This is a genomic window from Streptomyces sp. RLA131 (assembly GCF_056270125.1).
In genome coordinates, this window is the sequence record NZ_JBWDOQ010000002.1 from 4,548,382 (window position 1) to 4,570,400 (window position 22,019).

The 22,019-nt window shown below is 71.2% G+C and carries 21 protein-coding genes, 2 tRNA genes and 2 pseudogenes; 14 read left to right on the forward strand and 11 right to left on the reverse strand.

The features are described 5' to 3' along the window. Window positions 1–41: 41 nt before the first annotated feature. The 8 genes and pseudogenes from RWE79_RS21585 to crcB form a co-directional block, all read right to left on the reverse strand. Complete coding sequence (locus RWE79_RS21585; protein WP_475941708.1) at window positions 42–677, reverse strand: Fic family protein; 636 nt, start codon at window positions 675–677, stop codon at window positions 42–44. Beyond that, the gene (locus RWE79_RS21590) at window positions 667–1,494 is read right to left on the reverse strand and encodes a hypothetical protein (protein WP_475941709.1); all 828 of its coding nucleotides are present in this window, start codon (window positions 1,492–1,494) and stop codon (window positions 667–669) included. Before RWE79_RS21590 ends, RWE79_RS21585 begins: the two co-directional genes overlap by 11 nt. A gap of 22 nt (window positions 1,495–1,516) precedes the next feature. Continuing rightward, window positions 1,517–1,592: transfer RNA gene (locus tag RWE79_RS21595), tRNA-Glu, on the reverse strand. Between the two features lie 49 nt (window positions 1,593–1,641). After that, window positions 1,642–3,261: a metallophosphoesterase family protein gene (locus RWE79_RS21600; RefSeq protein WP_475941710.1), complete on the reverse strand. Its 1,620-nt coding sequence runs from the start codon at window positions 3,259–3,261 to the stop codon at window positions 1,642–1,644. Between the two features lie 58 nt (window positions 3,262–3,319). After that, window positions 3,320–3,679, reverse strand: coding sequence for a metallopeptidase family protein (locus tag RWE79_RS21605; protein WP_475941711.1), 360 nt, complete (start codon window positions 3,677–3,679; stop codon window positions 3,320–3,322). A gap of 60 nt (window positions 3,680–3,739) precedes the next feature. Next, window positions 3,740–4,099: a fluoride efflux transporter FluC gene (locus tag RWE79_RS21610; RefSeq protein ID WP_475941712.1), complete on the reverse strand. Its 360-nt coding sequence runs from the start codon at window positions 4,097–4,099 to the stop codon at window positions 3,740–3,742. After that, window positions 4,096–4,476: a DUF190 domain-containing protein gene (locus RWE79_RS21615; RefSeq protein WP_475941713.1), complete on the reverse strand. Its 381-nt coding sequence runs from the start codon at window positions 4,474–4,476 to the stop codon at window positions 4,096–4,098. The genes RWE79_RS21610 and RWE79_RS21615 overlap by 4 nt, the downstream gene beginning before the upstream one ends. Continuing rightward, window positions 4,476–4,947: pseudogene (gene crcB / locus RWE79_RS21620) on the reverse strand (fluoride efflux transporter CrcB). Before crcB ends, RWE79_RS21615 begins: the two are co-directional and overlap by 1 nt. A gap of 115 nt (window positions 4,948–5,062) precedes the next feature. Between crcB and RWE79_RS21625 the strand changes: the two are divergent. From RWE79_RS21625 to RWE79_RS21640, 4 genes are all read left to right on the forward strand, one after another. After that, entirely contained in the window at window positions 5,063–5,584 is a 522-nt protein-coding gene (locus tag RWE79_RS21625) for a hypothetical protein (protein ID WP_475941714.1), read from the forward strand. Between the two features lie 211 nt (window positions 5,585–5,795). After that, window positions 5,796–7,997, forward strand: a complete 2,202-nt coding sequence (locus tag RWE79_RS21630; protein WP_475941715.1) for a DEAD/DEAH box helicase — start codon at window positions 5,796–5,798, stop codon at window positions 7,995–7,997. A gap of 149 nt (window positions 7,998–8,146) precedes the next feature. Beyond that, complete coding sequence (locus tag RWE79_RS21635; RefSeq protein ID WP_475941716.1) at window positions 8,147–10,249, forward strand: LamG domain-containing protein; 2,103 nt, start codon at window positions 8,147–8,149, stop codon at window positions 10,247–10,249. 214 nt (window positions 10,250–10,463) lie between these two features. Continuing rightward, window positions 10,464–12,011 carry an amino acid permease gene (locus RWE79_RS21640; protein WP_475941717.1) on the forward strand — a complete coding sequence of 516 codons (1,548 nt, stop codon included), beginning with the start codon at window positions 10,464–10,466 and terminating at the stop codon, window positions 12,009–12,011. On the opposite strand, the gene RWE79_RS21645 is transcribed toward RWE79_RS21640, so the two are convergent. Then, window positions 11,998–12,738 (reverse strand): SDR family NAD(P)-dependent oxidoreductase, encoded by a 741-nt coding sequence (locus tag RWE79_RS21645; RefSeq protein WP_475941718.1) that lies wholly within the window; start codon window positions 12,736–12,738, stop codon window positions 11,998–12,000. The genes RWE79_RS21640 and RWE79_RS21645 overlap by 14 nt on opposite strands. Window positions 12,739–12,823: 85 nt before the next feature. On the opposite strand from RWE79_RS21645, the gene RWE79_RS21650 reads away from it, so the two are divergent. The 3 genes from RWE79_RS21650 (at window position 12,824) to RWE79_RS21660 (ending at window position 14,167) form a co-directional block, all read left to right on the forward strand. Next, window positions 12,824–12,896 (forward strand) — tRNA-Lys (locus RWE79_RS21650). 216 nt (window positions 12,897–13,112) lie between these two features. Then, window positions 13,113–13,661 (forward strand): hypothetical protein, encoded by a 549-nt coding sequence (locus RWE79_RS21655; RefSeq protein ID WP_475941719.1) that lies wholly within the window; start codon window positions 13,113–13,115, stop codon window positions 13,659–13,661. A 17-nt stretch (window positions 13,662–13,678) separates the two neighbouring features. Beyond that, entirely contained in the window at window positions 13,679–14,167 is a 489-nt protein-coding gene (locus RWE79_RS21660; RefSeq protein ID WP_475941720.1) for a hypothetical protein, read from the forward strand. Between the two features lie 170 nt (window positions 14,168–14,337). On the opposite strand, the gene RWE79_RS21665 is transcribed toward RWE79_RS21660, so the two are convergent. Together RWE79_RS21665 and RWE79_RS21670 are read right to left on the reverse strand one after the other, a co-directional pair. Beyond that, complete coding sequence (locus RWE79_RS21665) at window positions 14,338–15,156, reverse strand: DUF3626 domain-containing protein (protein WP_475945986.1); 819 nt, start codon at window positions 15,154–15,156, stop codon at window positions 14,338–14,340. 267 nt (window positions 15,157–15,423) lie between these two features. Further along, window positions 15,424–15,990 (reverse strand): TetR/AcrR family transcriptional regulator, encoded by a 567-nt coding sequence (locus RWE79_RS21670; protein ID WP_475941721.1) that lies wholly within the window; start codon window positions 15,988–15,990, stop codon window positions 15,424–15,426. Between the two features lie 86 nt (window positions 15,991–16,076). On the opposite strand from RWE79_RS21670, the gene RWE79_RS21675 reads away from it, so the two are divergent. From RWE79_RS21675 to rocD, 7 genes and pseudogenes are all read left to right on the forward strand, one after another. Further along, window positions 16,077–16,502, forward strand: coding sequence for a nuclear transport factor 2 family protein (locus RWE79_RS21675; RefSeq protein ID WP_475941722.1), 426 nt, complete (start codon window positions 16,077–16,079; stop codon window positions 16,500–16,502). A gap of 135 nt (window positions 16,503–16,637) precedes the next feature. Continuing rightward, window positions 16,638–17,216, forward strand: coding sequence for a carboxymuconolactone decarboxylase family protein (locus RWE79_RS21680; RefSeq protein ID WP_475941723.1), 579 nt, complete (start codon window positions 16,638–16,640; stop codon window positions 17,214–17,216). Continuing rightward, window positions 17,213–18,080 (forward strand): annotated as a pseudogene (locus RWE79_RS21685) (RNA polymerase sigma-70 factor). The gene RWE79_RS21680 and the pseudogene RWE79_RS21685 overlap by 4 nt, the downstream one beginning before the upstream one ends. A 206-nt stretch (window positions 18,081–18,286) precedes the next feature. Beyond that, window positions 18,287–19,162, forward strand: a complete 876-nt coding sequence (locus tag RWE79_RS21690; RefSeq protein WP_475945988.1) for a COG4705 family protein — start codon at window positions 18,287–18,289, stop codon at window positions 19,160–19,162. Between the two features lie 64 nt (window positions 19,163–19,226). After that, a complete protein-coding gene (locus RWE79_RS21695; RefSeq protein ID WP_475941724.1) occupies window positions 19,227–19,721 on the forward strand; it encodes an Lrp/AsnC family transcriptional regulator in 495 nt (164 codons plus the stop codon). Between the two features lie 143 nt (window positions 19,722–19,864). After that, window positions 19,865–20,713 (forward strand): dimethylargininase, encoded by an 849-nt coding sequence (ddaH, locus tag RWE79_RS21700; RefSeq protein ID WP_475941725.1) that lies wholly within the window; start codon window positions 19,865–19,867, stop codon window positions 20,711–20,713. Next, entirely contained in the window at window positions 20,710–21,915 is a 1,206-nt protein-coding gene (gene rocD / locus RWE79_RS21705; RefSeq protein ID WP_475941726.1) for an ornithine--oxo-acid transaminase, read from the forward strand. Before ddaH ends, rocD begins: the two co-directional genes overlap by 4 nt. Window positions 21,916–22,019: the final 104 nt, after the last annotated feature.

Sequence of the window (22,019 nt, forward strand, 5' to 3'; positions counted from 1 at the left end):
CCCCCGGTTCCTCGCCCGCCGGGCCCGGGTGCCGGCAGTGCTCAACCGCAGGATCTGATTGTCCGGTGACGGGTCGAGCGGATGAGGACGGAGACCAGGACGGCGAGGTCGGCTGCGCCGGCGGCGTCGTCCGCGTAACGCGTGATCCGCAAGGGGCCGGTCCGATCCAGCCGAACTCCCTCCAGCTCCAGGACATAGCCGAGAGTGAGCATGGCGAGGCGGGCGTTGCCGTCGGTGAAGGGGTGGAAGAAGGCCACGTCCAGGTAGGCCCTGGCCGCGCGGGAGGCCAGGGGGACCTCCAGGTCGGCGCTGTCGCGCAGACACCGCTCGAAATCGAGCTGGGTGTGCGGCGTAAGGGCGTAGCGTTCACGGCCGCCCTTGGCGAAGGCATCGCCTTGCCGGAACGGAACCTCGGGCATGCCGAGGACAAGCCGTTGCCATTCGGCCAGAAGGGCGCAGCTGAGGGGGCGCTGCCGGGAAGCGTCTGCGCGCGACCGGGCCAGCGCCGCGTGCAGCCGGTCGGCTCGATCCGGATCCGTGGCGCGGGCCCCCGCATCGCACCAGGTGCCGAGGCCGTCCACGGTCGCCCGAACCGGGGCCGGTGTCTCACCGACCACGGAAGCCCAGTCGATCCGGTTCCTGACATGGCACCAGGCGGCCAAGGCGTCAGCGGTCACGGTAGGGCTGCTCTCCGGTCAGTCCTACGGCAAGATCCTCTCCCACGGTGTCGACCAGGGTCCGCGGCGGTTCCGTCCAGCTCTCGAACCGTCCGCCGATCGCGGTCTCGACCGCGGCCTTCGTACTTTCCGGCCCCATGCCCGTGGAAGAGAGAAACCACGTCAGCACCGTGTGGCAGAGCCCGTACCAGCCGCATTCGGCACCCGTGCGGTCCACCACCACCGTCACCAGCCGGGTAGCCGCCCGTTCCAGGTGCCAGCTGCGCTCCTCGGCGTCCGCTCCGGCAGGCGGTGCCAACCCGGCGAACCGCTCGGCCAGTTCCTCCAGCCAGTCGCGCCACTCCAGCAGCGACGCGATCACCTTGGCGGCCGTCGCCGCGGGTTCGCCTGTCGAATGGGAGGCGCAGCACCAGCTGGTGACGACGCCACCGCCACCACCCTCGCCGACCGCCCAGTGCCACCCGCAGGCCCACCGGCCGTATCGGGCTGCCAGAAACGCCGTGACCTCGGTGGTGAAGCGGTGATTCTCCCGCCACTGGGCACCGGCGGGAGGCACCATCGAGGCGATCACCACGGCGACCTGAGAGGCCTCCTCATCGTCCCAGGCGAAGGCGATGAGACCGGGATCGACGGCAGACCACGGCAACCAGGCCGGAGCGAGCTCGTGGTCGATGGCCGTGGCGTTCCTCCAGAACCGGGCAGGGTCCGCTCGGCCGCTGCCGGGCGACACACGCGAAGCGGCGGCATCCCGCTGTCGCAGGATGCCGCCGCTCGCACAGAAACCTACAGAAAGATGCAGGTCGGGATGGGTACACATCGCGATCCAGCAGCCATCTGCGTGGTGCCCCCAACGGGATTCGAACCCGTGCTACCGCCTTGAAAGGGCGGCGTCCTGGGCCACTAGACGATGAGGGCTTATGGCACCGGAAGCATATGGGAAGCCGCTCGGTATCGCCAAAACGGTTTACGGCGATGTCGCGGGCGGCGACAGGGGCGACGGGGCGGTTCCCGGTTTCACCTCCTCGGGCAGGTGGCGGCTGACCTCGGCGGTGGTCAGACCGAGGCCGCCGAGGGTGATGTCGTCCCAGGCCTGGAGCTTCTTGGTGTCGCGGTCCAGGTAGAGGACGGAGGCCATGATCTTCTGCGGGGCGTCGCCCTCGACGGCGCGCAGCCCGCCGCCGCCGGTGGAGCCCTCGATCATCAGCCGGCTGCCCTGCCGGAGGACGGTGGTGTCCCGCCGGTGCAGATGGCCGGCGAGGATCAGCGGGGTCGTGCCGTCTGCCTCCTGCGCGGCCACCGGGTTGTGGGCGACGGCGATGTCGACCTCGTCGCCGGTGGCGTTCTGCTTCCTGATCGCGGTGGCCAGCCGCTGCCCGGCGGCCCGTTCCGCGGGGTCGCCCGCCGCGGCCACCGAACGGTCGGGGGTGAACTGGGGGTCGCCGATGCCCGCGATGCGTACGCCCTTGACCGTCACGGACCGGCCGCCGTCCACGACATAGGCGCCCCGGCGGGTCGCGACCGACCGCTGGCTGGCGAGCGAGTCGTGGTTGCCGCGTACGAAGACATAGGGCGCGCCGAGGTCCGGGATGGTCGAGGTGAAGCCGTTCTCGGCGGGGGTGCCGTGGTCCATGAGGTCGCCGGTGTCCACGATGACGTCGATCCGGTACTCGGCGACGATCGACTCGATGATCTGCCAGGCCGCCGGGTTGAGGTGGATGTCCGAGACATGCAGCACGCGCAGGGTGGTGGGGTCGGGGTTGTACGCGGGCAGGGTCGAGGCCGCGTCGTACAGCTTGGTCATGTTGGTGACCAGCCGGGCCAGCTCCTGCTGGTAGACGTCGAAGTCGCTGACGATGCTGCGCGCGTTGCCCACCACCGAGGGGGCGCTGCTCAGCAGCCCGGAGAACCTCGGCTCCAGGACGGACTTCGGGTTCCAGGTCGCGTACGCGGTCCCGCCGCTCACCAGCAGCAGGACGAAGGCCAGCCCACCGGCCGCCAGCGCCCGCCGGGGCCGCCGGTAGACCACCAGACCCAGGGCGGTGGCACCGACCAGGACCGCGCCGCCCGCCTGGACGCCCAGCTGGACGAAGCTGTGCCGGACGTCACGGGTCACCTCGTCCTGGAGGCCGCTGAGCCGCTCGGGGTGCTTGACCAGGGTCCGGGCCCGCTCGGGGTCGAGGGTGTCCACGTCCACCTGGAGCCGCAGCGGGCCGTCGTGGCTGTCGAGCTGGAGGGCCCCCAGCGGTGAGACGTTCACCTTGGTGTCGCCGGTCCAGGAGGGGTGCAGCGACATCCGGGTGTTGATCGGCCCGACGGGTTCGCTGATACCGCCGAGCACCACCAGCCCCAGCCAGCCTCCGGCGACCGTCACGGCGGCCAGCGCGAGGGCGCGTACGTACGGGTGGGCGGGCCGCGCGAGGGTGAGCGTGGGCTCACCGTTCCGGGCCCGGCGGCGGGCCCTGATCGTGGCGGGGAGGCCGGTGAGGTTCCGGAGTCGCCGGAGTCGCCGGGTGCGCCGGGTGCTGGGGGTATCCGGGGTACGAGGGGTGTGCGGGGTGTTGCCGTTGGGCAGATCGGCGACCATTGCCCACGTATGCCCGCAGGGGACCTGGCCCATGCGGGCCGGTTCCGTGCGGACCGGTTCAGCCCCAGCCCAGTTCGTGCAGCCGCTCGTCCTCGATGCCGAAGTGGTGGGCCACCTCGTGGACGACGGTGGTGGCGACCTCGTCGACCACCTCCCCGGTCGACCCGCACATCCGCAGGATCGGGCCCATGTAGATGGTGATCCGGTCCGGCAGCACACCCGCGTACCACTCGCCGCGCTCGGTCAGCGGAGTCCCCTCGTACAGCCCGAGCAGCCCGGGGCCGTGCGGACCCGAAGCCTCCGGTTCGTCCTCGACGAACACCGCCACGTTGTCCATCACCCGGGCCAGGTCCGGCGGAATCCGGTCCAGCGCATCGCTCACCAGTTCCTCGAACGCGTCACGCGACATCTCCAGCACATGGCCATTGTCCGCCCTCGACGGCCACGGCCCTAGCCCCACACGGCTAACCCCACACGGCTAACCCCACACGGCTGACGCCACCGCCGCGCCCGCGAACGCCGCGCCGAGGCCGGCGACCAGGGTCGCCGTGACGTTCAGCGCGGGGAGCAGCCGGGCGCCCTGCTCGGTGAGCCGCAGGGTCTCGTAGGAGAAGGTCGAGTACGTGCTCAGGGCGCCGCACAGGCCGGTGCCCAGGAGGAGCTGGAGGTGGGGGGAGACCGAGCCGGTGATGACGCCGAGGAGCAGGCAGCCCACGACGTTGACGGTGAAGGTGCCCCAGGGGAAGAGGGTGTCGTGCCGGGACTGGATCGTACGGTCCGTCAGATAGCGCAGCGGGGCGCCGACCGCGGCACCGGCGACGACGAGCAGCCAGTTCACGCGGGCGGCTGCTTCCCGGGCTTGCCGGAGGCGCCCGGTTTCCCGGCCCGGCCCGCGTACCGGATGACCTCGACCTCGTCGAGGACGACCAGCCCCTCGGTGACCAGCTCGTCGAGCTGGGGGAGGAAGGCGCGGATCCGGTCCTCGCTGTCGACGATGACGATCGCGACCGGCAGGTCCTCGCTGAGCGACAGCAGCCGGGAGGTGTGCACGATCGACGACGCCCCGAAGCCCTCGACGCCCCGGAAGACCGAGGCGCCCGCCAGGCCGGCCGCGTGGGCGCGGTGCACGATCTCGCTGTGCAGCGGGCGGTGGTGCCAGGTGTCGTTCTCACCGGTGAGGACGGTGAGCCGCAGGGCGGGGCCGGTGAGACTCATCACATCCTTCCGCCACGTGCGTTCACGGCCGCGCGGGTGAGGGCCGACGCGGCCCAGACGGCCACCAGCGCGGCCATCGGCGTGGCGGCGAGGTAGGCCGCCGCGAGGGCCGCCCGGCCGCCGTGCACGAGCCGCTGGATGTCCACCGCGTACGTGGAGAAGGTGGTGAACCCGCCGAGCACCCCGGTGCCCAGGAAGGGCCGTACGAGGGGGTGGACCGCGCGGACCTCGGTGATGACGACCATGAGGACGCCGATGGCGGCGCAGCCGAGCGTGTTGACGGCCAGGGTCGTCCAGGGGGAACGCGCCGGTGGCGGTGGGCAGCAGCAGCCCCGCGCCGTAGCGCGCGCAGGCGCCGATGACGCCGCCGAGAGCGACGACGGCGAGCGCCGGGGCCTGGCCGCGCAGGGGCGCGGGCGGGCGGGCAGCGGCGGTGGGGGTGTCCGCCACGCGCGATTGCGCACCGCTCATCCGGACCTCCTGCCGCCGCGGCCAACGTTACCGGAGGGGCCCGGACTCCGTTGGACAGGCCGAAGCCGCCGAATCCGGCCGTCCCAGGCCGGCCCCAGCCCATCGAGGTGCTCCCGTGACGCCGCTCCGTACCGCCGCCGCCCTGCTGTTGCCCCTGGTGGCGGTGACCGGCTGCGTGAGTGTGGCCGGGGCCCAGGACGACCCGAAACCGCACGGCTCGACGGCCGTGACGGGCGAGGCGGGCGGCACCGACGGCGGGCAGCCGGGCGGCAGAGAGCGGTGGCCGGGCGGGCGGCGGTCCGGTAGGGGCGGGGCCCCGGCCCCGGACGGCGGGTCCGGGACGCCGTCGGTGAGCGCCGAGGAGTCGGTGCCGGGGCCGACCCAGGGGCCCGGGGGCGCCGGTGACTCCGGGCAGCCGTCGGGGAAGCCGTCGGGGCGGCAGTCCTCCCCGGCCAGGCCGTCGGAGTCGGCGGCGCAGCCGTCCGCCTCGGCGAGCCACCCTGACACCTCGTCGTCGGCCTCGCCCGGCGACGGCGCGCCCAGTGCCCCGTCACCGTCCAGTGCGGTGTCCGCGGTGGTGCTGGATTCAGCCGCGCGTTCAGCCGCCGACCACCTGATTGGCCAAAGCGGACGATGATGCGTATGCTGGTAGATCGTTTGATCCCATTGCCCGGCGCCACTGCACTCTCTTGACAAGCAAGAGGGGAAACGCGCCACGTTGGCGCGTTCCTTTTCTCCTGTGGCTGACCGCATCGAGGCGGTTGTAAGCAACCTGCGGAGCTGGCGCGTGCCGAGTCTCCGAGAGGTTTAGCTTCAGCATGTCTGTTGACACTGCCGACCGTTCCGCCATGCCCATCAACACGGACATGGACGAGTCGCTCGACACCAGCACCACCACCGAGCACACCCCCGACACCACCGACGTCACCGACGCTCCGGACGTCACCGACGCCGCCGACGTCATGGACGCCCCCGAGGTCCCGGACGCTCCCGAGGTCCCCACCGTCACCTTCGCCGACCTCGGTCTTTCCGAGCAGATCGTGCGCAAGCTGGCCCAGAACGGTGTCACCGCCCCGTTCCCGATCCAGGCCGCGACCATCCCGGACGCCCTGTCGGGCAACGACATCCTCGGCCGCGGCCGCACCGGCTCCGGCAAGACGCTCTCGTTCGGTCTGCCGCTGCTCACCACCCTGTCCGGCGGCCACACCGACAAGAAGCGCCCGCGCGGTGTCATCCTCACCCCGACCCGCGAGCTGGCGATGCAGGTCGCGGACGCGCTCCAGCCGTACGGTGACGTGCTCGGCCTGAAGATGAAGGTCGTCTGCGGCGGTACGTCGATGTCCAACCAGATCTACGCCCTGGAGCGGGGCGTCGACATCCTCGTCGCCACCCCGGGCCGGCTGCGTGACCTGATCGACCGCGGCGCCTGCATCCTGGACCAGGTCAAGATCACCGTGCTGGACGAGGCCGACCAGATGGCCGACATGGGCTTCCTGCCCGAGGTCACCGAGATCCTCGACCAGATCCCGCAGGGCGGCCAGCGCCTGCTGTTCTCCGCCACGCTGGAGAACGAGATCGACTCCCTGGTCAAGCGGTACCTCAAGGACCCGATCACCCACGAGGTCGACGCCGCCCAGGGCGCCGTCACCACGATGACCCACCACGTCCTGGTCGTGAAGCCCAAGGACAAGGCCCCGGTCACCGCCGCCATCGCCGCCCGCAAGGGCCGCACGATCATCTTCGTCCGCACCCAGATGGGCGCCGACCGCGTCGCCGAGCAGCTGCGGGACGCGGGCGTCAAGTCCGACGCCCTGCACGGCGGCATGACCCAGGGCGCCCGTACGCGCACGCTGGAGGACTTCAAGTCCGGTTACGTCAACGTGCTGGTCGCCACCGACGTCGCCGCGCGTGGCATCCACGTGGACGGCATCGGCCTGGTGCTGAACGTCGACCCGGCCGCCGACCACAAGGACTACCTGCACCGCTCGGGCCGTACCGCCCGCGCCGGCGAGTCCGGCACGGTCGTCTCCCTGGCCCTGCCGCACCAGCGCAAGCAGATCTTCCGCCTGATGGAGGACGCGGGCGTCGACGCCTCGCGCCACATCATCGGCGGCGGCGGTGCCTTCGACGAGGACGTCGCCAAGATCACCGGTGCCCGTTCGCTGACCGACGTCCAGGCCGACGCGGCCGCCAACGCCGCCCAGCAGGCCGAGCGCGAGGTCGCCGACCTCACCCGTGAGCTGGAGCGCCTGCAGCGCCGCGCCACCGAGCTGCGCGAGGAGGCCGACCGCCTCACCGCCCGCGCCGCCCGCGAGCGCGGTGACGACCCCGAGGAGGCCGTCGCCACCGCCCAGGCCGCCGCCGCCGAGGCCGTGGCCGCCGCCGCTGCCGTCCCCGCCCAGGCGGAGCAGCCCCGCGAGGAGCGCCAGGAGCGTTCCTTCCAGCGCCGTGACGACCGTGGCAGCTACGAGCGCCGCCGCGACGACCGCCCCTCGTACAACAGCCGTGACCGTCGTGACGAGCGTCCTTCTTCCTCGTCGTCGTCGTCGTCCTCGTCGTCGTACGGCCGTCGTGACGACCGTCCCGCGTACAACAGCCGCGACCGCCGCGACGACCGCCCGGCCTACAACAGCCGTGACCGTCGTGACGACCGCCCTTCTTCCTCGTCGTCGTCCTCGTCCTCGTCGTCGTACGGCCGTCGTGACGACCGCCCCGCGTACAACAGCCGTGACCGTCGTGACGAGCGTCCTTCTTCCTCGTCGTCGTCCTCGTCCTCGTCGTCGTACGGCCGTCGTGACGACCGTCCCGCGTACAACAGCCGTGACCGTCGTGACGAGCGTCCGTCGGACCGTCCCACCGAGCGCCCGGCCGGCCGTTCCTACGACCGCCCCTTCAACCGCGACCGTCGTGACGAGCGCCCGGCGTCCTTCAACCGCGCCGACAGCAACGAGCGCCGCCCCTACGGCCACCGTCCCGGCACCGGCTCCGGCACCGCCACCGGCTCCTTCGGCCGTCGTGACGACAAGCCCCGCTGGAAGCGCAACGGCTGACAACGCCTGGTGAACTGAGCGGACGGGCCCGGCAGATGCGACGCATCTGCCGGGCCCGTCCGCTTTATTCGTGTGGCCAAGTGGTCGACGGCAGTGGATAGTCGCCGTGGCCCTGCCAATAGGCAGCGCTTTCACGGGAGGGGATCCGAATGGCCCACCAGGCCATCAGACGATGCGTGGTCGCCACAGCGGCCGCCGGGCTCGCACTCATCGGACAGAGCGGCGCGGCCCACGCCGCGACGCCGAACACACCACCGTCGCAGCCACTGCTGTCCGAGCTGTCGACCGGTACGAAGGCCTGCGCGGCAGGTGACCAGCGTCCGTATGTGAGCAGCCGGCCGCGCCTGAGCGCGGTGCTGCGGGACCCGGACGCCACCGGTGCGGTGTCCGTCAGGCTCAACGCGGAGTTCGAGGCCTCCTGGACCGACGCCGACGACCAGCTCCAGACCCGCACCTACTCGTCCGGCACCGCGCTGACCAGTGGGTCGACCTTTACCTGGACCACCCCTTCCGACCTCCCCGCCGACACCGTGGTCTCTTGGCGGGTCCGGGCCACGGACGGCACTGACCGGTCGCCGTGGAGCTCCGACGACGGCCGGGGCCAGTGCGAGTTCGTCTACGACGACACCAGCCCGGGCAAGCCGTCCGTCTCCTCGGCCGACTACCCGGACGACGACACCTGGCACGAAGGCGTCGGCAGATACGGAAGTTTCACCTTCGTCTCGCCGTCGGCCGACGTGGTGGCCTACCGCTACTCCTTCACCGGTGAGACGGAGAAGACGGTCGCGGCGCCGGGCCCCGGCGAGCCGGTGACCGTCCGGTGGATGCCCGAACGGCACGCCCCCTACTACCTCGACGTCCAGTCGGTCGACAGGTCGGGCCGCCTCAGCAGCCCCACCACGTACCGCCTTTGGGTGACCGGCGGCCGTACCCCCGTCGGGTACTGGAAGCTCGCGGACGCCGCCGGTTCGGCCGGGGCGAGCGACGCGGGCAGCGGTTCGCGGCCCGCCGCCGCGGGCAGTGGTGTGACCTTCGGCGTGTCCGGTCCCACGCGCACCGGCCTCGGGTCGGCCGCCGGGTTCGACGGCTCGGCCGACGCGGAGCTGACAACGGGTGAGCCGGTCGCCGACACGTCGAAGACCTTTGTGATCAGCGCCTGGGCCCGCCCGGACTCGGTCGGGCAGGACCTGACCGCGGTCAGCCAGGGCGCGGTCAGCCTCGGACTCGACGACGGGGCATGGTCGTTCACCCTCGGCGACGTGCGGGTGAGCGGCGGCAGCCCGTCGGCGGGGGAGTGGGCGCACCTGGTCGGTGTGTACGACGCCGAGCTGAATACCGCCCGGTTGTACGTCAACGGCACCTCGGCCGGCACCGCCGGAGCAGCCCCCGCCGCGTCCGGCGACCCGCTGCGCATCGGCGGCGCGGCCGACGGCGGCTCCAACTGGCACGGCCGGCTCGCCGACATCCGCGTCTGGGACCGGGTCGTCGTATCCGCCGAGGTCACCGAGCTCGCCGCCCACACACCCGCCCGCCGGGGCTACTGGCAGCTCAACTCGGCCTCGGACGGGACCTCCCCCGAGCTCGGCGGCGGGCTGCCCCTCACCCTCGCCGGAGACGCCTCCATCCACACCTCGGAGAGCACCTGCGACATCCTGGAGGACCCGGACTGCGTTCCCACCGGCGACCCGATCACGGGCACCGGTGACCTCCAACTCGACGGTGACGGCGACTACGCCTCCACCACGGACCCGGTGGTCGACACCGACGACAGCTTCACCGTGACCGCCCAGGTACGGCTGGACGACCCCGACGCGACCCGCGACATGGCCGTCCTGTCCGTACCCGGCGAGCACACCAACGCCTTCGTCGTCCGCTACGAGGCCGCCACCCACAGCTGGGAGCTGGTCATGTCCCACAGCGACAGCGCCGACGCCGAGGTGACCGCCGTACGCGCCTACGCCAACCCCGGCGACACCAGCGGCGTCCAGGCGCTCGCCGTCGTCTACGACGACAGCGCCGACCAGATCCGGCTCTACGTCGACCGGCAGCTGCTGTCCACCACGCAGGTGACCCTGGCCAGTTCCGACACCTGGAAGGCCACCGGCGGTCTCCAGGTCGGCCGTGCCCTGACCGCCGACGGCTGGGGCGAGTACCTCGACGGCCGGATCGACGAGGTCCGGGCGTATGCGGGCGCGCTCGGCGCGACGGCGATCGTGCAGGTCGGCGCCGGGGGCGAGCTGCCCGACATGTGAGCCTTGTGCTCGGCCGGAGGCGGCTGCGGGAGGGCCGGGCCGTCTCCGGTGAGGCCCATGTCCCGTACCAGCAGGTCAGGGCCGACCAGGGCAGGAAGGCGACGGTCCCGGTCGCAGGCGCGCCGGCTGTGCCGACGGCGCGGCCACCAGCGAGTCGGTCACGGTCACGCCATGTGACGCATGTCACGCCCCCGGCAAGGGAATTGCTGGGGGCATGACAGCACCCCAGCCCGAAGTCCCCGCACCCGGCGCGCCCCTGTCCGAAGCGCCCCTGTCCGACGCGCCGGCGCCCGAAGCGCCCGTCACCGACGAGGAACGCCTCCGCCAGCTCGGCTACACCCAGGTACTGGCCCGCCGGATGTCCGCGTTCTCCAACTTCGCGGTCTCCTTCACCATCATCTCCGTCCTCTCCGGCTGCCTCACGCTCTACCTGTTCGGCATGAACACCGGCGGCCCCGCCGTCATCACCTGGGGCTGGGTCGGCGTCGGCCTGATGACCCTGGTCGTCGGCCTGGCGATGGCCGAGATCTGCTCCGCCTACCCCACCTCCGCCGGCCTCTACTACTGGGCCCACAGACTCGCGCCCCCGGGCAGCGCGGCGGCGTGGGCCTGGTTCGCGGGCTGGTTCAACGTCCTGGGCCAGGTGGCGGTCACCGCCGGCATCGACTTCGGCGCCGCGTTCTTCCTCAACGCCTACCTGGACCTCCAGTTCGGCTTCCCGGCCACCCCCGGCCACACCGTCCTGCTCTTCGCCGCGATCCTGGTGCTGCACGGCGCCCTCAACACCTTCGGGGTGCGGATCGTCGCCGTTCTCAACGACATCAGCGTGTGGTGGCACGTCATCGGCGTCGTCCTCATCGTCGGCGCGCTCACCTTCGTACCGGGCGAGCACCGTTCGACGTCCTTCGTCTTCACCCACTTCGTCAACAACACCGGCTGGGGCAGCAGCTTCTACGTCGTCCTGCTCGGCCTGCTCATGGCCCAGTACACCTTCACCGGCTACGACGCCTCCGCCCACATGACCGAGGAGACCCACGACGCCGCCACCGCCGGTCCGCGCGGCATCGTCCGCTCCATCTGGATCTCCTGGATCGCCGGCTTCGTCCTCCTGCTCGGCTTCACCTACGCCATCCAGGACTACCACGCCACCCTGCACAGCAAGACCGGCGTCCCTCCGGCGCAGATCCTCATCGACGGCCTCGGCGTGACCGCCGGCAAGCTGCTCCTGCTGGTCGTCATCGGCGCCCAGCTCTTCTGCGGCATGGCCTCCGTGACCGCCAACTCCCGCATGATCTACGCCTTCTCACGGGACGGCGCGCTGCCCTTCTCCCGCTTCTGGCGGCACATCAACCCCCGTACCAGAACGCCCACCAACGCCGTCTGGCTCGCCGCCCTCGGCGCCCTGGTCCTCGGCCTGCCCTACCTGATCAACGCCACCGCCTACGCGGCCGTGACCTCCATCGCCGTCATCGGCCTCTACATCGCCTACGTCATCCCCACCCTGCTGCGGCTGCGGAAGGGCGACGCCTTCGAACCCGGCCCCTGGCACCTCGGCCGCTGGTCCCGCCCGATCGGCGTGGTGGCCGTGACCTGGGTCGCCCTGATCACGGTCCTGTTCATGCTGCCCCAGCTCAGCCCGGTCACCGTCAACAGCTTCAACTACGCCCCGGTCGCCGTCGCCGTCGTCCTGGGCTTCGCCGCGGTGTGGTGGGCCGTCAGCGCCCGCACCTGGTTCATGCGGCGCCCGCCTAACGAAGATTGAGCCCTCCGTCCAGCACGATCACCTCGCCCGTCAGATACGTACTCCCCACCACCGCCGCCACCAGATCGGCCACGTCCCCGGGCTGCGCCGGGCGCCGCATCGGCGACCGCTCGCTCCACAGCTCGTGGGCGTCGGCCCAGTCCCGGGTCATGGGGGTGTCCACCAGCCCCGGGGCCACCGCGTTCACCCGGACCCGCGGCCCCAGCGCGGCCGCCAGCAGCCGCGTCACATGGTTCAGCGCCGCCTTGCCCGCCGCGTACGGAACCGACGCCCCCTTCGGCCGCACCCCCGCATGGCTGGTGATGTTCACGATCGCCCCGCCCCCCGGCCCCGGCGCCTCCCGCAACGCCGGCACCGCGGCCGTGCACAGTACCCACGGCGCGATCAGATTCACCTCCAGCAGCCTGCGCCACTCCGCGGTCGACGCCGCCGCCAGATCCTCGTGCGGGATCGGCCGGCTGATCCCCGCGTTGTTCACCAGCACATCCAGCCGCCCGTACCTGCCCACGGCCGTCTCCACCAGCCCCCGAGCCGCGTCCTCGTCCGCCAGGTCCGCCCCCAGGTAGCTCCCGCCGACCTCCCGGGCGATCCGCTCGCCCTCCAGCCGGCTCTGTCGCGAGTGCACCACCACCCGCATCCCGTCCCGCGCCAGCCGCCGCGCCACGGCCTCCCCGATACCCGACGCCGATCCCGTCACCAGAGCCACCGGTCGCTGATCATCTGCCATCCCCGGATCCTGCCACGCCGCCTGTACTCCCCGATCGTCAATGCGCTCGGAGCTACCGTGTCCGGGCAGCTATGCTGCGGTGTGCGGGCCGTTAGCTCAATTGGCAGAGCAGTGGACTTTTAATCCATTGGTTGTGGGTTCGAGTCCCACACGGCCTACCCGCAGGCAGGCGGTCTCGCCACCGCTGTCCTGCGTGAATGCGCCCCGGGTGGCTTTCGCCGCCCGGGGCGCTGCTTCGTCTCCGGGGGCAGGTGAGCCCGAGGTGATTCGGGCCGCGCACGCCGGGGGCGACCGGGTGTGGGGCGCGAACGTTCTCGCGGGAATGGCGCGGCAGATGCTGTTACGCCGGCCGTCCGGGCGATGCCCTGGAACTGGTGAGGCTCGCGCAGGACGGCGCCCGTGACGATGCCGGGCCGCGTGTCCTGGAGATGCTCCACACCCGTGAGGCATGGGCCCTTGCCGCCCTCGGACGCACCGCGGCATTCAACCGCGCCACCGAGCAGGCCCGGCAGGACCTTGCCGACGCCACGCCGGACGATGAGCCCCACTGGATCGCGTACTTCGACGATGCCGAACTGGCCGGCGTCACCGGAGGGCGGCTGTTGGACATGGCCCGGCAGGACCCGCGAGCCCACGCCGGCCGGGCCGAGGAAGAGATCCGGCAGGCCCTCGCCACGCGCGGCGCCGAAGCCGGGCGCAGCCACGCCCTGGACCGCATCGGGCCGGCCGAGGTCTACTTCCTTGTGGGCGACCTCGCCAGTGCCTGTACCGAGGCGCACGCCGCGGTGGATGTCGCCGAGACGGTCCAGTCCGGGCGGGTCCGGGCCGGGCTCGCCGACCTGTACGGGTACACGATCGGGCACGGTGCGTCGGCGCAGGTGGGGCAGGCTCGCGCTAGGCTCCGCGAGCAGTTGGCCGACTGACCCGGGGGTGCCTGATCGTGACCACCTTTTCCGTGACCGGACACATGGACCTGACTGACGCGTCGGTGCCTCTGATACGGGCCGCGCTGCGGGAGCTGCTCGCCGCGCATGCCGGGCCCGATCTCGTCGGCGTCTCGTGCATCGCACGCGGTGCCGATTCCCTGTTCGCGGATGCGGTCCTCGAAGCGGGCGGCCGTCTCGTCGTGGTCATCCCGTCGGAGGATTACCGGCAGGCGAAGGTGAAGCCGGACCATGCGTCGCAGTTCGACCGGCTGCTGGAAGCGGCGGCGGAGGTGCTGGTGATGCCGCACGAGACGGCGAACCGTGCGGCCTATGAGACGGCGAACCGTGTACTGATCGAGCGGGCTGACCGGCTGGTGGCTGTGTGGAACGGTCAGCCGCCGGGAGGCAAGGGCGGTGGCACGGCGGATGTGGTGGTGGAGGCCCGCGCGGTGGGCGTTCCCGTCGATGTTGTGTGGCCGGACGGTGCTGCCCGCAGCTCCTGAGCGGCTGACCCCGAACGCAGAGAAGTCCCCGCGCCAGGCGTTCTGGGCGGGGACTCGGTCGTTCATATCGCACGCTGGTTTGTCGAGAGCGCCCATCTCGGATCCCCGACCATCCCTGGGAGTAATTGCTTTGAGGTGGCGTCAGAGCGAGGCTCGTCGCGTCCCTTTGGCTATTCGGCGGTGAGAAGCGGTTGTGTCCGGTCGTGCGTCAAGGTCGCCTCCGTCCTGGTGGGCATTGCCTGATCCTGAGGGAGCGGTGAACCGAAGCGCGCCAGACAGTGCCAGACCTTCTTGAGTGCCTGCGGGTCGTAACGGCCGGTGCGGGCGGCGTCCCCGATGATCCGGGGATCGAGGCGGCCGTCCACCGCGATCTCAGCACCCAGGTCGACGTATTCCTGCCCGCGGAAGCCCGGGTGGCGTCGCAGGCTTTCCACGGTGAGCCGGAATCCGGCATGCCATTCAACCGGGCACGGCAGCCGGCGGGCCGCGGCTTCTACTCCCGTGCCGCGGTAGCTGGGATCCAGGACCAGTGCTTCCACATGGCGGTCGAGCCTGACCGGCCCGTGCACCTGGGCCTCGATGTGGCCGTCCAGGGCGTCCAGGCTGTCCGCCTCGGCCGACTCGATGAGCGAGAAGCGGGTCGCGACACCGAAGGCAGATGGTTCCGCAGAGCTGTCCGGGTAACAGAAGGTAGCTCGCGGGAGCGTCTCGGCGGTCAGCCTGAAGTGCGCGGAGCCGAATCGCGGTGCCGCACCGGTCACCCTGCGTCGGAAGTTCAGCCCGCCGTAGACGGGACGTTCGTGAGCGGCCGCGTGGTCGTAGGCGCCGTTGAAGATCCGGCTCTCCCAGCGCCACCGGTCACCGCCGGGACGGGCAGTCAAACCGCCGTTGCTGGTCCCGGTCACGAACTGCGAGTAGTAGACACCGTCTTGCGCCAGGCTGATCAGGATCTGCCGGTCGCCCGCCGTACGGTCAGGATGAAAGTTCATCGTCACCCGCAACCGGGGGTCGAGCGGCTCTCCGGACGACAGCGCCGCGACGTGGGCCAGGGCTCGCTCCTGCGGTGACCGGCATGTGTCAGCACTCACCGACGCAGTGTCCCGGAACGTGGTCTGTCACCGCACATGGATTGATCCGCCGGGTGACGGTGACTGTCGGACGAGACCGGCGGCGATTGCCGTCGAAGGCTCACCGACTCGTCCTCTCCAGGCCGGGACCGCGGGCCCGGTCCGGGTATTGGCGGCGTCGGCCGCGGTTCAACCGGGCGGTTCTGCCAGGGCCTTGAAGGCAGGGCGGAGCAGGGCGGCGATGCGGTCGGCCGGGGCGTCACGAAGAACGGTCAGGCCGAGGAACTGGTGGCCGATGGTGACACCGAGCAAGCTGGTGATGACGAGTGCGGCGCGCAGCTCGGGATCATCGGCCGCGGGCAGCGCGGCGCCGACGCTGTCGATCTGCCGGCCGAGGGCGGCGCGGACGTGATCGGCTGCTGCCGGGTCGGTGAGCATGGAGCGCATCATCGCCAGCGTGCCCTCGGGAAGGCCGCCGAGCTTGAGGCCGAGCGTGGCCAGCAGCTGTTCGACGAGCGCGTCGGTGTCCGTGGTCGCCGGCGGCTCGGGGAACGCCTGCACGACTTGGGTGAACAGCTCGCGCTTCGAGCCGAAGTACTGCATGACCAGGGCGGGGTCGACGCTCGCCGCGGCGGCCACGGCGCGGATGGTGGTGCGGTCGAATCCCTTCTCGGCGAACAGCTCCCGGGCACCGTCGAGGATGCGCGCCTCGGTGGCTCGGCGGCGGTCGGCGCGGGAGTGCTGAGGGGCGGTCACCGGTTCACTCTACAACCGTTGACCCGGCCTCGACCGACCCCTACGGTGATCGGGTCAACAGTCGTTGAGTGAATGGAGTCACCCCTGTGCCGAATCCGGGGACACCTGCTGCCCGCACTCCTCGCGAGGCGCTGGCCCGCTACTACGGGGCCATGCTCGACAAGTCCGCGGACGATCTCGCCGATCTGCATGCCGTCGACGCGGTGCACGAATTCCCGTTCGCCTCTCCCGGTTTTCCCCCGCGCTACGAGGGGCGCGAAGCGGTACGCGCGGGATACCGGGCGGCCTGGGGCGCCAGCCCCGCCCGGGTGGAGGAGATCAGGAGGATCGCGGCCTACGAGACCGCTGATCCGGACGTGATCATCGCCGAGCATGTGGTGGTGGGAACGCTGCCGACCAGGAGCACCGCCTTCACCGTCCCCGGTCTCCTGATACTCCACGTCCGCGGCGGACTGATCACGCGGGTCCGTGACTACATGGACGGTTCGGGGGTCGCCGACGCCAGACGATGACAGCGGCAGTGGCAGCGGGCCTGTGCACGCTGACGATCCAGGCGCGCGCCGGCCGTGGTTGTCACATTCGTGGGCCCGGCGGTGTCTTCATGCCGAACAGCCAATCAGCGCAATGTCCGAGGAGGACAAACCATCATGGCGCTTCGCATTCCGAAGGCCGAGCTTCCCGCCGAGCTCAGCGAGAACATGATCAAGCAGTTCGGTGCCGTGCCCGAACCCTTCGAGGTGACGGCGCACAACCCCAAGGTCGCCGAGGACTCCACGGAGATGGGGGGCAAGGTGAGCGAGTGGGACATGGCGGACCAGGGTCTCAAGACGTTCGCGCACATGGCGGTCGCGGCGCAGGTCGGCTGCGGCTGGTGCCTCGACATCAACTACTTCCAGGCGCTGCACCAGGAGCTGGACCTGGCCAAGGCGAGCCAGGTGCCGCGCTGGCGGGAGTCGGAGGTGTTCACACCGCTGGAGCGGGACGTGCTGGAGTACGCCGAGGCCATGACGAACACGCCGCCGACCGTCACCGACGAGCTGTACGCGAGCCTGCTCGACCGGCTCGGCCCGGCGGCGATGGTCGAGCTCACCGCGTGCATCGCCTTCGCCAACCTGTCCACCAGGAACAACTCGGCGCACGGGATCACCTCGCAGGGCTTCTCCGACGCGTGCGGGATCCCGCTGGCCGCGCGTCCCGGGAGCGCCGGCGTGGCGCCCACCGCATGACAGTGGACCCGTTCGTCGCCCACCGCAGCCTGCTGTTCACGGTCGCCTACGAGATGCTCGGGGTCGGCGGCCGACGCGGAGGACGTGGTGCAGGAGTCCTGGCTGCGGTGGGCCGACGTCGACCACGCGCAGGTGCGCGAGCCGCGTGCGTACCTCGTCAGGGTCGTCACGCGGCAGGCGCTCAACCGGCTGCGGACCTTGTCGCGCAGCCGCGAGGAGTATGTCGGCGAGTGGCTGCCGGAACCGCTGCTGACCAGCCCCGACGTGGCCGAGGACATCGAGCTCGCGGAGAGCGTCTCGATCGCGATGCTGACCGTCCTGGAAACGCTGGGGCCGACGGAGCGGGCGGTGTTCGTGCTCCGCGAGGTCTTCGAGATGCCGTACGGCGAGATCGCCGAGGCGACGGGCAAGTCCGCGGCCACGGTGCGGCAGGTCGCGCGGCGGGCACGCGAGCATGTGGCGGCCCGGCGGCCGCGAATGCCGGTGAGCCGGACGGAGCAGCGGGCCGTGGTGAAACGCTTCCTTCTGGCATTGCGGACCGGGCAGGTGGGGGAACTGCTGGAGGTCATGGCGCCGGACGTGGTCATGATCACCGACGGTGGCGGGATCGTGACCGCCGCCCTCACTCCGATCCACGGGGCCGACGCGGTGGCGCGGGTGCTCGCCCGTGCGAACCGGATGACGGCCGGGTTCGAGGCGACGTCCGTATGGCTCAACGGCGCGCCCGCGGGCCGGATCGAGTTCAACGGCGAGTCGTCCGCGGTGAGCCTCGTGGTGGAGAACGGGCGGGTCACCCGGATCTACGTCGTGAGGAACCCGCAGAAGCTGACGCGGCTGGACGAACCGGCCGAACTCGCCAGATAGGGGCCGGTGTTGCTCCGGTGCCGTGCGTGGTCCGGGAGGTTGGAACCGCCCGGACCACGCACGACCGCTGCTGGAGAAGGACGTGCCCGCCGGCCGGTGCCGGCCCGGCCGGCGGGCGTTCAGGTTGTGTTCAGGGCGCGGCTGGCAGGGTCGGAACACCGTGCCCCGCAGGGGTGCTGCCCACCAGGAGCGATTGAACATTGAACATGGATACGCCGGCCACGTCGGACTCACCGGCCACGCTTGCCGAGCTGAACGCCGCCGACGCCGGCAGCGTGGTGACGAAGAAGCTCCCGGAGGTCACCCTGGCCTTCTGGGTCATGAAGATCGCCGCGACGACCCTCGGTGAGACGGCCGGCGACCTCTTCGCCCAGACCCTCGGGCTCGGCTACTTCCTCACCACGATCGTCCTGTTCCTGATCTTCGTCGTCACGCTGGTCGTCCAGCTCGCGTCCAAGCGCTACAACCCCTTCTTCTACTGGACCGTCATCCTGTCCACCAGCATGGCCGGCACCACGATGTCCGACTTCATGAACCGTGACGCCAGCTCCAGGTACCTCTCCGGCGGGGCCACCTCGCTGGGCTGGGGACCGCAGGGCCTGGGGCTGGGGTACCCAACGGGGGCGGCGATCCTGGTCTCGGTCCTGATCGCGATCTTCGTCGTCTGGCGGATCACCGGCCTGACGTTCTCCATCCGGGACATCGTCACCTTCCGCGGGGAGGCCCTGTTCTGGTCGGCGATCCTGGTGTCGAACACCCTCGGCACCTCCATGGGTGACTTCCTGTCCGACAGTTCCGGCCTCGGGTACGCCGGTGGCGCGCTCCTCGTCTCCGGGCTGCTGGCCGGGCTCCTCGCCCTCATGCGGGTACCCGTGGTGCCGAACGTCCTGCTGTTCTGGATCGCCTTCGTACTCACCCGCCCGCTCGGGGCGACCGCCGGTGATCTCCTCACCAAGCCCACCGCCAAGGGCGGCCTCGACCTCGGTACGGCGGGCTCGTCGGCGGTGCTCCTCGCGCTGCTCGTCGGCCTCATGGGGTACGCCCAGATGCGGGAGCGCCGGAACCGTACCGCCGCGTCCTAGGGGTCCGGGTCCGCCCGGCCGGTCCTGGCGACGTGGCCGGGCGCGTGGCCTAGGCTGCGCGCCCATGAGCAACAAGTCCGCGCCCTTCGACGAGCTGGACCGCAAGATCGTGGCGGCGCTGATCGAGAACGCCAGAACGAGCTTCGCCGAGATCGGTGCGGCCATCGGGCTGTCGGCGACCGCCGTGAAACGCCGGGTGGACCGGATGCGGGAGAACAACGTCATCACCGGTTTCACGGCGACAGTGCGGCCGGCGGCGCTCGGATGGCGTACGGAGGCGTTCGTGGAGGTCTACTGCGACAGCGCGGCGCCGCCGAGGCGGCTGACGGAGGTCGTGCGGAACCATCCGGAGATCACGGCGGCGATGACCGTGACGGGCGGCGCTGACGCGTTGCTGCACGTCAGGGCGACGGATGTGGAGCACTTCGAGGAGGTGCTGGAGCGGATCAGGGCGGAGCCGTTCATCCGGAAGACGATCAGCTATCTGGTGCTGTCGCATCTGCTGCCGGACAGCGCGGAGGCCGGGGCGCGGGAAGCCGCCCCCTGGCAGGGGGAATGACGCAGCAGGCGTGCGCGCGGGGGCCGTTTTGCGCAGCGTCACTGCGTGTACGCGCAGCTTTTCTTCCTTGTCGGGCGTACCAACGGTTTCTACCGTTGAGGTATCCCCCGTAGCCCCCGTGCGGAAAGTGGAGGTGCCCGACTGTGCCCAGGCGCTATCTCGTCTGTGAGCCCCGTTACTTCGACGTCACGTATGCGATCAACCCGTGGATGAGCCAGGACGCGCCGGTCGACCGCGAGCTGGCGCGCCGGCAGTGGGAGGGACTGGTCCGGGCCTACCGTACGGCCGGGCACACCGTGGAGACGGTGCGTCCGGAGCCGGGGCTGCCGGACATGGTGTTCGCGGCGAACGCGGCGCTGGTGGTGCGGGGCCGGGTCTTCGGGTCGCGGTTCATGGCGCCGCAGCGGCGGCCGGAGTCGGCGGCGTACGAGACGTGGTTCAAGGCCGCGGGCTACGACGTGTACCAGCCGGAGGCGGTGTGCGAGGGGGAGGGCGACCTGGTGGCGGCCGGGCGCTTCATCCTGGCGGGCTCGGGGTTCCGCACCGTACGGGCGGCGCACGACGAGGCGCAGGAGTTCTTCGGCGTGCCGGTGATCGGGCTGCAGCTGGTGGACCCGTACTTCTACCACCTGGACACGGCGCTGTTCGTCCTCGACGCATTCGACGCATTCGACGCACTCGACACCGGTGATCCCGGCGACGCGCGCGACGGCGACACCAACATCGCCTACTACCCCGGGGCGTTCTCCGCCGGCAGCCGCGAGGTGCTGGAGCGGTTGTATCCGCGGGCGGTGATCGCCACCCGGGAGGACGCGATGGCCTTCGGCCTCAACTCCGTCTCCGACGGCCGCCATGTGTTCGTCGCACCGCAGGCCGGCGGTCTGATCGACCGGCTCGCGGACCGCGGCTACGTTCCCGTCCCCGTCGACCTGTCGGAGTTCCACAAGGCCGGCGGTGGCATCAAGTGCTGTACCCAGGAGGTCCGTTCATGAGCCGTACGTCCGCCGAGCTGATCGGGGCCGAGGCACCCGTGCTGGCCCACAACTACCACCCGCTGCCCGTGGTCGTCGCCCGGGCGGAGGGGGCGTGGGTCGAGGACGTCGAGGGGCGCCGCTATCTCGACATGCTGGCCGGCTACTCGGCGCTGAACTTCGGCCACCGCCACCCCGCGCTGATCGAGGCGGCGCACCGCCAGCTCGACCGGCTCACGCTCACCTCACGGGCCTTCCACAACGACCGGCTGGCCGGCTTCGCCGAGGACCTGGCCGCGCTGACCGGCCTGGACATGGTGCTGCCGATGAACACCGGCGCCGAGGCGGTGGAGAGCGCCATCAAGATCGCCCGCAAGTGGGCGTACGAGGTCAAGGGCGTCCCGGCGGACCGGGCGACGATCGTGGTGGCCGAGGGCAACTTCCACGGCCGTACGACGACCATCGTGAGCTTCTCCACCGACGAGACCGCGCGGGCCGGGTTCGGGCCCTTCACCCCGGGCTTCCGGATCGTCCCGTACAACGACCTCGCCGCGCTGGAGGCGGCCGTGGACGAGACGACGGCGGCGGTGCTCATCGAGCCCATCCAGGGCGAGGCGGGGGTGCTGATCCCGGACGACGGGTATCTGACCGGGGTGCGTGAGCTGACCCGGCGGGCCGGGTGCCTGTTCATCGCCGACGAGATCCAGTCGGGGCTGGGGCGTACCGGCCGGACGCTGGCCGTCGACCACGAGTCCGTACGCCCGGACGCGGTGCTGCTGGGCAAGGCGCTCGGCGGCGGCATCGTGCCGGTGTCGGCGGTCGTGGCCCGGCGGGAGGTCCTGGAGGTGCTGCGGCCCGGCGAGCACGGGTCCACGTTCGGCGGCAACCCGCTGGCGGCGGCGATCGGTTCGGCGGTGGTGGAGCTGCTGGCGACCGGTGAGTTCCAGCGCAGGGCGACCGAGCTGGGCCGGGTGCTGGACGCCGGTCTGGCCGCGCTGAAGGGCCGGGGCGTCCGGTCCTACCGGGCCCGGGGGCTGTGGGCGGGCGTCGACGTGGACCCGGCGCTCGGCACCGGCCGCGAGATCAGCGAACGGCTCATGGGCGAAGGCGTCCTGGTCAAGGACACGCACGGGTCGACCATCCGGCTCGCCCCGCCGCTGACCATCACCCGGGAGGAGCTGGAGGGGGCGCTCGCCTCGCTGGAGAAGGTGCTCGGCCACTGAGGCGCGTCCGAGTCACACCTAGCCGGCCGTCATCGGCGACGTGTTGAACTTTGTTCGTACAAATGACTTCTGAAGTCTGGTCCGGGGCGGCCTGTCTGATCAAT

What these genes read in the sequence shown, in the direction of transcription:
- RWE79_RS21590 (WP_475941709.1), bottom strand. Translation starts at nt 1,494, where the DNA reads ATGTGTACCCATCCCGACCTGCATCTTTCTGTAGGTTTCTGTGCGAGC.
- RWE79_RS21600 (WP_475941710.1), bottom strand. Translation starts at nt 3,261, where the DNA reads ATGGTCGCCGATCTGCCCAACGGCAACACCCCGCACACCCCTCGTACC.
- RWE79_RS21615 (WP_475941713.1), bottom strand. Translation starts at nt 4,476, where the DNA reads ATGAGTCTCACCGGCCCCGCCCTGCGGCTCACCGTCCTCACCGGTGAG.
- RWE79_RS21630 (WP_475941715.1), top strand. Translation starts at nt 5,796, where the DNA reads ATGCCCATCAACACGGACATGGACGAGTCGCTCGACACCAGCACCACC.
- RWE79_RS21635 (WP_475941716.1), top strand. Translation starts at nt 8,147, where the DNA reads ATGGCCCACCAGGCCATCAGACGATGCGTGGTCGCCACAGCGGCCGCC.
- RWE79_RS21640 (WP_475941717.1), top strand. Translation starts at nt 10,464, where the DNA reads ATGACAGCACCCCAGCCCGAAGTCCCCGCACCCGGCGCGCCCCTGTCC.
- RWE79_RS21645 (WP_475941718.1), bottom strand. Translation starts at nt 12,738, where the DNA reads ATGGCAGATGATCAGCGACCGGTGGCTCTGGTGACGGGATCGGCGTCG.
- RWE79_RS21665 (WP_475945986.1), bottom strand. Translation starts at nt 15,156, where the DNA reads ATGAACTTTCATCCTGACCGTACGGCGGGCGACCGGCAGATCCTGATC.
- RWE79_RS21680 (WP_475941723.1), top strand. Translation starts at nt 16,638, where the DNA reads ATGGCGCTTCGCATTCCGAAGGCCGAGCTTCCCGCCGAGCTCAGCGAG.
- RWE79_RS21690 (WP_475945988.1), top strand. Translation starts at nt 18,287, where the DNA reads ATGGATACGCCGGCCACGTCGGACTCACCGGCCACGCTTGCCGAGCTG.
- RWE79_RS21695 (WP_475941724.1), top strand. Translation starts at nt 19,227, where the DNA reads ATGAGCAACAAGTCCGCGCCCTTCGACGAGCTGGACCGCAAGATCGTG.
- rocD (WP_475941726.1), top strand. Translation starts at nt 20,710, where the DNA reads ATGAGCCGTACGTCCGCCGAGCTGATCGGGGCCGAGGCACCCGTGCTG.